This window comes from Candidatus Cloacimonadota bacterium, from assembly GCA_011372345.1.
Lineage (GTDB): Bacteria > Cloacimonadota > Cloacimonadia > Cloacimonadales > TCS61 > DRTC01.
Genome location: DRTC01000459.1, coordinates 1 through 8,397, shown reverse-complemented (window position 1 = coordinate 8,397; position 8,397 = coordinate 1). Strand labels below are relative to the sequence as shown.

Below are 8,397 nucleotides of genomic sequence, written 5' to 3'. Positions count from 1 at the left end.
TGACAAACACCGACTTTTCACAACAAACCAGATATGGAAAAATCTCCTCTTGCTTGTCCCGGCGTAAGGAAGTGGAGACGGAAGAGGAGTACGGCTTCAGCCGGGAGGTGTGTTTATTCTTCATTGGAAATTCCTTGTTCGATATTGGATATTCTTTGGATTGTTCTCAACTCCACGCTCCGCTTTGAAGTCGAGTCCAATCAGTGTTCTATTCCAATCTTTTATCCCAAGCCTGTTCCAATTCTTCAATCTCCAAATCAACAACTTTATCGTTATTTTTAATTATTTCCATCACTTTATCAAAATTCACTTTTCCAATGAATTTACAATCCTCACCAAATATTTTCTCAAATAATTTTTTATTTCCAGGTTTGATACTCACCACAAACCGCGAATGAGATTCAGAAAAAAGTATCGCATTTAAACTCAAATCTCCAAAATCAGTTAAATCCAATTCTGCACCAAAATCAGTTCCAATCGCACTTTCGCAAACTGCAACCGCTAATCCTCCATCGGAAAGGTCATGACATGATTCGATTAGATTCTGCTCGTTAGCAATCATTACTTTTTTATACAATTTTTTTGCATTCTCTTTCCTGACTTTGGGAACATTCGCTCCGAGTTCATCATAAAATTTATAAAACTCCGAAGCACCGAGTTCGTTGTAAGTTTTTCCTAAAATGTAGATCAGATCACCAGCTGCCTTGAAGTTGCTGGTAACTGTTTTTCTAACATCATCGATTTTCGCAACCATCGAATAAAGAATCGTGGGTGGAACAGAAATCTTAATTTTCCCGGCTTTGAAATCGTTTTTCATACTGTCTTTGCCGGAAGTCATCGGGATATTGAAGAAAGTGCTCATCTCGAAAAGTGCTTTGTTCATCTGCACGAGTTTCGCCAGTTTCTGTTTGCCGTCAGGATTATTTTCCGCATCAAAGGCAGAATCGGGAACGCAGAAATTATCATTCACAGTCCAGAAACGATTTGAATTATCTTTGATATCAGGCAGTTTTCCGCCAATGGAAATGATTTGACGAATTGCTTCATCAAACGCTCCGGCACTCATTTCATAAGCATCGATATCTCCATATTTCGGACAGATTCCGTTAGAAATGGCAATTCCTTCATAACTATCAAAATTCAATCGCATCACAGCAGCATCCTGCGGAGTTTTCCCATCTTTTCCCATCAAAGATTTGATAATCGTTTTTCCTTTAACTTCATGGTCATATTGCCGAATAACATTTTCACGGGAACAGATGTTCAGGCTTCCCATCAGTTTTAATAAAATCTCGTTGTAATCGAGGTTTTCTGGAATTTCAGGTTTGGAAAGTTGCGGTTTTTTCCATTCTGCCTGCAGGTATTTTCCGGGAACTCCATTATGCAGGAAATCCATTCCCAACAAAGCAACTTTCTCGTTATTATAACGCACATCTATGAAACCGGTGGAAGTAAATTTCCCGATTTCAGTTAGTTCCACTTCCCGCTCTTTTGCCAGATTGAAAAGTTCCTGCTTGTTTTCCTTTTTCACGACAAAAGTCATGCGTTCCTGCGATTCGGATACAAAAATTTCCCATGGTTTCAGGTTGGAATATTTCAAAGGAACATTCTCGAGATTAACCAGAGCACCTCCGCTGATCTCGGCAAGTTCTCCTACAGAAGAAGATAAACCTCCAGCACCATTATCAGTCGAACATTTGATCAAACCTCTTTCTACTGCCGGCTGCATAAAATCAGAAACCAGTTTTTGGGTGATGGGACTTCCAATCTGAACAGCGGATTGCGGAGAGTGTTCATCGATTTCAGCAGATGAGAAGGTTGCACCATGAATTCCGTCTTTGCCGACTCTTCCTCCAGCCATGATGATCAAATCACCATCCTCGATCGGTTTTTCCCACGAATTTACTCCTGCAAATTTGAAAGGCATCACACCGCCGGTTCCGCAGTAAACCAGCGGTTTGCCGGAATATCTGTCATCAAAAATTATGGAACCATTCACAGTTGGAATTCCGGATTTATTCCCACCATCTTCTATACCGTGTCTAACTCCTTCGAATATCCTTTTGGGATGGAGTTGTCCAGGAAGAAGTTTTTTATCATAATTCGGAGGTCCGAAGCAGAGAACATTTGTATTGAAGAGCAATTTTCCACCGCCGATTCCAGTTCCTAACGGATCACGATTGTTTCCTAAAATTCCGGTTATTGCTCCGCCGTAAGGGTCGATAGCAGAAGGAGAATTGTGCGTTTCCACTTTCCAGACAAAAACTGATTCATCATTTATTTTCACAACTCCGGCATTATCGGTGAAAATCTTCAGAAGCCAGTTGTTGCCTGCTTTCTTCAATCTATCACGAATGATTTCAGTTGATTTTCTGATATAAGTTTTGAAAAGCGAATCGATAGTTTCTTCTTCTCCGGTTTCCAGATTTTTATAATGAATTGTAGCAGCAAATTCTTTATGTTTGCAGTGTTCGCTCCAAGTTTGCGCCAGCACTTCCAATTCGCAATCAGTTGGATTTTCCGAGAGACCATTTTTCCTGCGATTTCTAATAACTTTCTCGTCTGCAAAATATTTTTGAATTGCTTTCATCTCTTCTAAATTCAAAGAAAGTAATCTATCTTTCGAGATTTTTAGAAGTTCTTCATCACTCACATTCAAATCGATGATTTCAGTTTCGATATTCTCTTTAATCTTCACTTCAGGTAAATAATCAACCTTGCCTGTGAATTTTCCAAACTCGAAATGGTGAATAAGTTTATTTCCTAAAAGTTCTTCTGATAGTCGTTGTAAATCATTTTCAGGAAGCTCTTTCTCAATCAAATAAATATCTTCCGTGAAAATATGCTGGGTGTTCACATCCAAATCCAGACCTAAAATATCATTTAGAGTTTTTTGAGCGGAAACACCTTCATCATCAGTAACTCCAGGCAGTTTGGCGATGAGAATGAAGGACTTGAAAAAGTCATTTTGATAGAAGGAATTAAGGTAAACATCGTGGATTATTTCATCTTTCAAACCGAGATCTGCAAAACGGGAAAGTTCTTCCTGATTCAAATCATAAGTGATATTGAAAATCTTTCCGGTCTTGATTTTCCCGGTATAGAGGTTTAAGAAATTGACTGCGTTTCTCTCAACTTTTTCACCTAAAACATCTTTGATGTTATCTTTCAGAACCAGTTGTATTTGATTTTTCATATTTACCTTTTTAACAGCGAACAAAAACTAACAAAGATTTCACCGCAAAGACGCAAAGAACGCGAAGAAATCTCCTCATGCTTGTCTCGACGAAGTAAAACGAAGACGGAAGAGTAGTCCGGCTTTAGCCGGAAGGTATGTTCTTCGTTATTTATTTTTCACCTTTCTCGATTGTTCTCAACTCCACGCTTCGCTTTGAAGTCGAGTTCAATCTCATTCTATTCATATTTCAAAGTTGTTGGAATAAAACCTTTCGTTTGAATTTCGATAATTCCGGAATTTGTAATTTCTCCAGCAATCTTCGCTTCGATATTTAGAATTTCCAAAACTTTCTCAGTATTTTCAGGAGAGACAACCAACATCATCCCATTTCCCATATTCCAGGTTTTGTATGCTTCTGTTTCCGTTACTTTTCCGATTTTCTGGATTTCCTTAACCATTTCTGCCGGTTCAAAAAGGTCGTAGAAATTCGCTCCAAGTTTTTTATCTTTCAAGATGCGTCGAAAATTACCGGCAATTCCTCCACCTGTTATGTGAGAAATTCCTTTGATATTTACTTTTCTCGAATCTCCGAATCTTCCTAAAATTTTTAGAAGTTCAGAAGAATAAATCTGCGAAGGTTCCAACAAAATCTTCCCCCAATTTTCTACAAATGGAGATGTTTGGGAATAAACTTCCTTCCCATAATTATTTTCTAAAATGTACCTGACCAGGGAAAATCCATTCGAGCGAAATCCATTCTCTTTAAGAGCGATTATTTTATCTCCAACTTGAATTTCCGAACCATCGATGACTTTGTCTTTTTCCAATACTCCAATTGCCGTTGCATTCCAGATATTTCCGTTCACACTTTTTCCTAATTCGGCAATCTCACCACCGGGAATTATGACTTTCTGCTCGATACATGCTTTGGAAAGACCTTTCATCAGATCTTCGATAACAAAAGCATCCACTTTATTCGTATCGATCGTATTGGAAATGGAAATTGTTTCTGCTCCCAGGCAAATAGCATCATCAGCAACCATAGCTAATAGATCAAATCCGAGTGTATCGAATTTTCCAATTTTCTCTGCAATCTCAATTTTCGTTCCTACTCCGTCATCGCACTGCACCAGATAGAAATTTCCCATATCGATAAGTCCGGCATAAGAACCTTCAGCGATTACAGGTTCACCGATTTTTCCTTTTCGAGTTGAAAAAGTTGATTTTGCGTATTGATAAGCGATTTTGGAAGCATTATCTCCTGCTTCGATATCGACTCCGGCATTTTTGTAGTTCATTGTTTGACTCCCATTTATTAGCAACAAACAAAACTAACAAAACGAACAATAACAACAGAGCGCACGGAGTACACAGAGAAAATCTCTTCCTTAATGGATTCTCCTCTTGAGAGGAGTACGGCTTTAGCCGGGAGGTGTGTATCCTTCACCATTGAAAATTTCTTGTTGGATATTGGATATTCAATTCGTGGTTTCCTCATTCTGTTTCTCGTTCGTTTCTGTTCCCTGAAAAATATCATGCACTTTTCCCTCACGAATAGAAAGAGCAGAAACCAGTTCCAATTCTGCCTTTTCGTGAAATTCTTTGATATTCTGTACACCGCAAGTTGACATTGAAGATTTGATCTTTGCCAGAGTTTCTTCCAGATTATCCCTTAATCTTCCGGCATATTCGACCAGACCTTCAACACCTTCCACAAATTTTGCTTGATTATATCGTTTCATTTTCCAATCTCGAGCACGAGCAGAACCTTCTCCCCAATATGGTTTCATCACTCGATTATTGACCACTATCTTGTCTGTTGGAGATTCCTCCATTCTGGCGAAGTATCTTCCCATCATCACATAATCTGCTCCAAGAGCGATAGCAATTGTGATATCTTTGGTGCTGGTCACACCACCATCTGCGATGATCGGAATGTATTTCCCGGTTTCCTTAAAATATCTGTCGCGTTCCTCTGTCACCTCGATGATCGTTGTTGCCAGTCCTCTTCCGGTTCCTTTCTGTTCCTGCGTGATACAGATAGACCCACCGCCCATTCCGACTTTTACTGCTCCTGCTCCAGCTTCCACTAAGAATCTGAATCCTTCTTTAGTAATGATATTCCCACCGATAACAGGAATTTGCGGATATTTTTCTCTAATCCATTCAATCGTTTCTTTCTGGAAAATCGTGTGTCCGTCCGATGAATCGATGGCAATCACATCTACTTCTGCTTTGGATAATTCAGAGACTCTTTCTTTGTAATCGTGTGTATTTATGGAAGCAACTGCCAACAACCTTTTCTTCTCATCATGAACTTCCAGCGGATTGTTCATTTGGTCGTAGATATCTTTTCGGAACACGATTGAGAGCAACTTTCTTTTTTCATCCAAAATCGGCAGCACAGATTTATGACTCTCCAGCAAAATATTATTCGCTTCTTTCAGGTTCGAAATATTGACTCCCACTTCGATATGCTCTTTAGGAATCATCCTGTCTTTAACAAGGAAACTTGAATGGAGCGAAATCTCATAATCCCATTTGGAAATCAAACCCAGAAAAATGTTGTTTTCGTCCACTACCGGAAATGTCGAATATCCAGTCTGCTTGCGGATTTTATACATTTCAGAAATCTTCATCTCCGGTTTCATTGTCTGCGGTTTTACGAATCCTGCCTTATGATTTTTGATTTTCCTAATCATCTTTGCTTGCGAATCTATTGGCTGTGAACAGAAAATAAAAGCAGAACCACCAAGTTTTGCCAGTTCGATTCCCATTTCCGCTCCGGAAACAGATTGCATAGCAGCAGAAACAAGTGGAATGTTCAAATAATATTTCTTCTCATTTCCTTCCGAAAACACGAGTGGAGTTTTGAGAGAAATATTTTCAGTAGTGCAATTTATGGAAGTAGCACCCGGCAGCAATCGGAACTCCATCAATGTTCGGGACGGTTCATAATTTACCTTTTTAGCCATTAACACTCCTTAATTTAACAACGAACAAATCTAATAAAACGATCAATAACCACAGAGTACACATTGAAAATCTCCTCTTGAGAGGAGTACGGCTTTAACCGGGAAGTGTTTATCCTTCAACATTGGAAATTCCTTGTTCGATATTGGATGTTCACTCTTTGTTACTTTGAATTGTTCTCAACTCCATGCTTTACTTTGAAGTCGAGTCCAATTCAGGTTTCAAATCTTTATTTTCACTTCATCCACCAGATATTTCTTTTCACAATAACAGCACCTAATTTTCAAAGGATTTTTATTCGTAACTTTAAATTTCGTTTTGATTTGCTCGGAATTTGTGATACATTTTGGATTAGGACAACTGATCAATCCTTCGATCGATTTTGGAATTTCCGCTTTGGCTTTGCGGATAGTCTCGAAATCTTTGATGATCGTGAGAGTTGCTTCCGGTGCGATGAGAGCGATACTGTTGATTTCATCTTGAGAAAGTTCCCTGTTTTCGATTTTGATGATATCTTTTTTCTGAAGTTTCCTGCTATTCAGATTCACTCCTATTAAAACCTCATTCTCACCGTAAATATTGATTAAATCAGCAACCTGCATTCCTTTCCCGGCAGGGATGTGGTCGATAACTGTTCCGTTTTTGATGGCATCGACTTTCATCTGTTTCATTATACACCTCCCAAAAGAATAGAAATTATTGCCTGACGCATATAAACTCCGTTCTTTGCCTGCAGGAAATAATACGCATATTCCGTATCGTCTACATCTGTAGAAATCTCATCAACTCTCGGTAGTGGATGCATCACTTTTAAATTCTTTTTAACACCTTTCAACATCGATTTTTCCAAAATGTAAGAGCCTTTCACTTTCTCATAATCTTCAGGATCGGCAAAGCGCTCTTTCTGGATGCGGGTAACATACAGAATGTCCAGTTCATCGATCTTTTCATCGATTTCGGAAAGTTCCTCAAACTCGAGATTTGCTGCTTTCAAGTCGTCTTTGATGTATTCAGGCATCTTCAGGAAAGAGGGTGAAATGAATTTGAATTTCGGATTAAAATCGCTCATCGCCTGTACAAGCGAATGAACTGTTCTGCCAAATTTTAAATCTCCTGCCACTCCAATCGTCAGGTTTTCCAGAGTTCCCTGTGTTTTGATGATGGAATACAAATCCAACAATGCCTGCGTTGGATGCTGATTTGCTCCGTCTCCGGCATTTACTACCGGAACATTGACAACTTCCGAAGCATATCGAGCCGCACCTTCTATCGGACTTCTCATAATGATGATTTCCGCATATTGAGCAATAGTCTGCAGAGTATCAGCAAATGTTTCACCTTTTCTGACAGAACTGCTGCCCGTTCCCCGCATCGTGATCGTTTGTCCGCCGATTTTTTTCATTGCTGTTGCAAATGAGAAGTGAGTTCGTGTTGACGGTTCAAAGAAAAGAAGCGCAGCCAACTTCTTATCCATATTTGGATTTAATTCTCCTTTCTCTATTTTTTCAGCAATTTCCATAAAATACAAAATTTCTTCTTTGTTCAAATCGCGCATTGAGATTAAGTTTTTCATTTATTTTCTCCTTTTTATCTTATCCACGAATTACACGAATTTCACTAATAATTTAACAACTAACAGTACCAACAAAACGAACAAAAAATTCACCGCAAAAACGCAGAGAACGCAAAGGAATCTCCTCTTGCTTGTCCCGGCGTAAGGAAGTGGAGACGGAAGAGGAGTCCGGCTTTAGCTGATAGGTGTGTTTTATTCATCATTGGAAATTCCTTGTTCGATATTGGATATTTTATTGTTCTCAACTCCATGCTTCGCTATGAAGTCGAGTCCAATTAATTCTTTCATTCCTTAATTATTAATTCTTTCATTATAAATCTTCCACGCTCTTTCCCGGTAAATTTTCGCTTCTTTCTTTCTGTCTTCTGCTTTAATAATCCCGCGACCGACAATTATACAATCCGCTCCGCCTTGAATCGCATCTTCGACCGTGATGTATTGCTGTCCCATTGCATCGCTTCCTCTTTCCAACTTCACTCCGGGAGTCAGCAGCATCATTCCTGCAGGAAATTTCGATTTGAATCTTTTAATGTCTTCCACATCTTTTCCGTGTCCGATAAAACCGGAAACTACATTCGGATTTTTACGAGCGATCTCAAAGCATTTACGGGAATAAGTTTCATTGATCAAATTTCCTTTTGAACTCATCCGAGCCAGCACGAACGAACTTCTA

The 8,397-nt window shown here is 39.1% G+C and carries 6 protein-coding genes; all 6 read right to left on the bottom strand.

All coding sequences use genetic code 11. The features are described 5' to 3' along the window. Positions 1–208: 208 nt before the first annotated feature. Positions 209–3,196: a phosphoribosylformylglycinamidine synthase gene (locus ENL20_08935; GenBank protein ID HHE38681.1), complete on the bottom strand. Its 2,988-nt coding sequence runs from the start codon at positions 3,194–3,196 to the stop codon at positions 209–211. A 218-nt stretch (positions 3,197–3,414) separates the two neighbouring features. After that, positions 3,415–4,476 carry a phosphoribosylformylglycinamidine cyclo-ligase gene (purM, locus tag ENL20_08930; GenBank protein HHE38680.1) on the bottom strand — a complete coding sequence of 354 codons (1,062 nt, stop codon included), beginning with the start codon at positions 4,474–4,476 and terminating at the stop codon, positions 3,415–3,417. Between the two features lie 180 nt (positions 4,477–4,656). After that, positions 4,657–6,153 carry an IMP dehydrogenase gene (locus ENL20_08925; protein ID HHE38679.1) on the bottom strand — a complete coding sequence of 499 codons (1,497 nt, stop codon included), beginning with the start codon at positions 6,151–6,153 and terminating at the stop codon, positions 4,657–4,659. Positions 6,154–6,372: 219 nt separating this feature from the next. Beyond that, positions 6,373–6,822: an aspartate carbamoyltransferase regulatory subunit gene (locus ENL20_08920; protein HHE38678.1), complete on the bottom strand. Its 450-nt coding sequence runs from the start codon at positions 6,820–6,822 to the stop codon at positions 6,373–6,375. Next, positions 6,822–7,724: an aspartate carbamoyltransferase gene (gene pyrB / locus ENL20_08915; protein ID HHE38677.1), complete on the bottom strand. Its 903-nt coding sequence runs from the start codon at positions 7,722–7,724 to the stop codon at positions 6,822–6,824. Before pyrB ends, ENL20_08920 begins: the two co-directional genes overlap by 1 nt. Before the next feature lie 291 nt (positions 7,725–8,015). Continuing rightward, a partial coding sequence (locus ENL20_08910; protein ID HHE38676.1) for a hypothetical protein occupies positions 8,016–8,397 on the bottom strand: 382 nt, incomplete at its 5' end.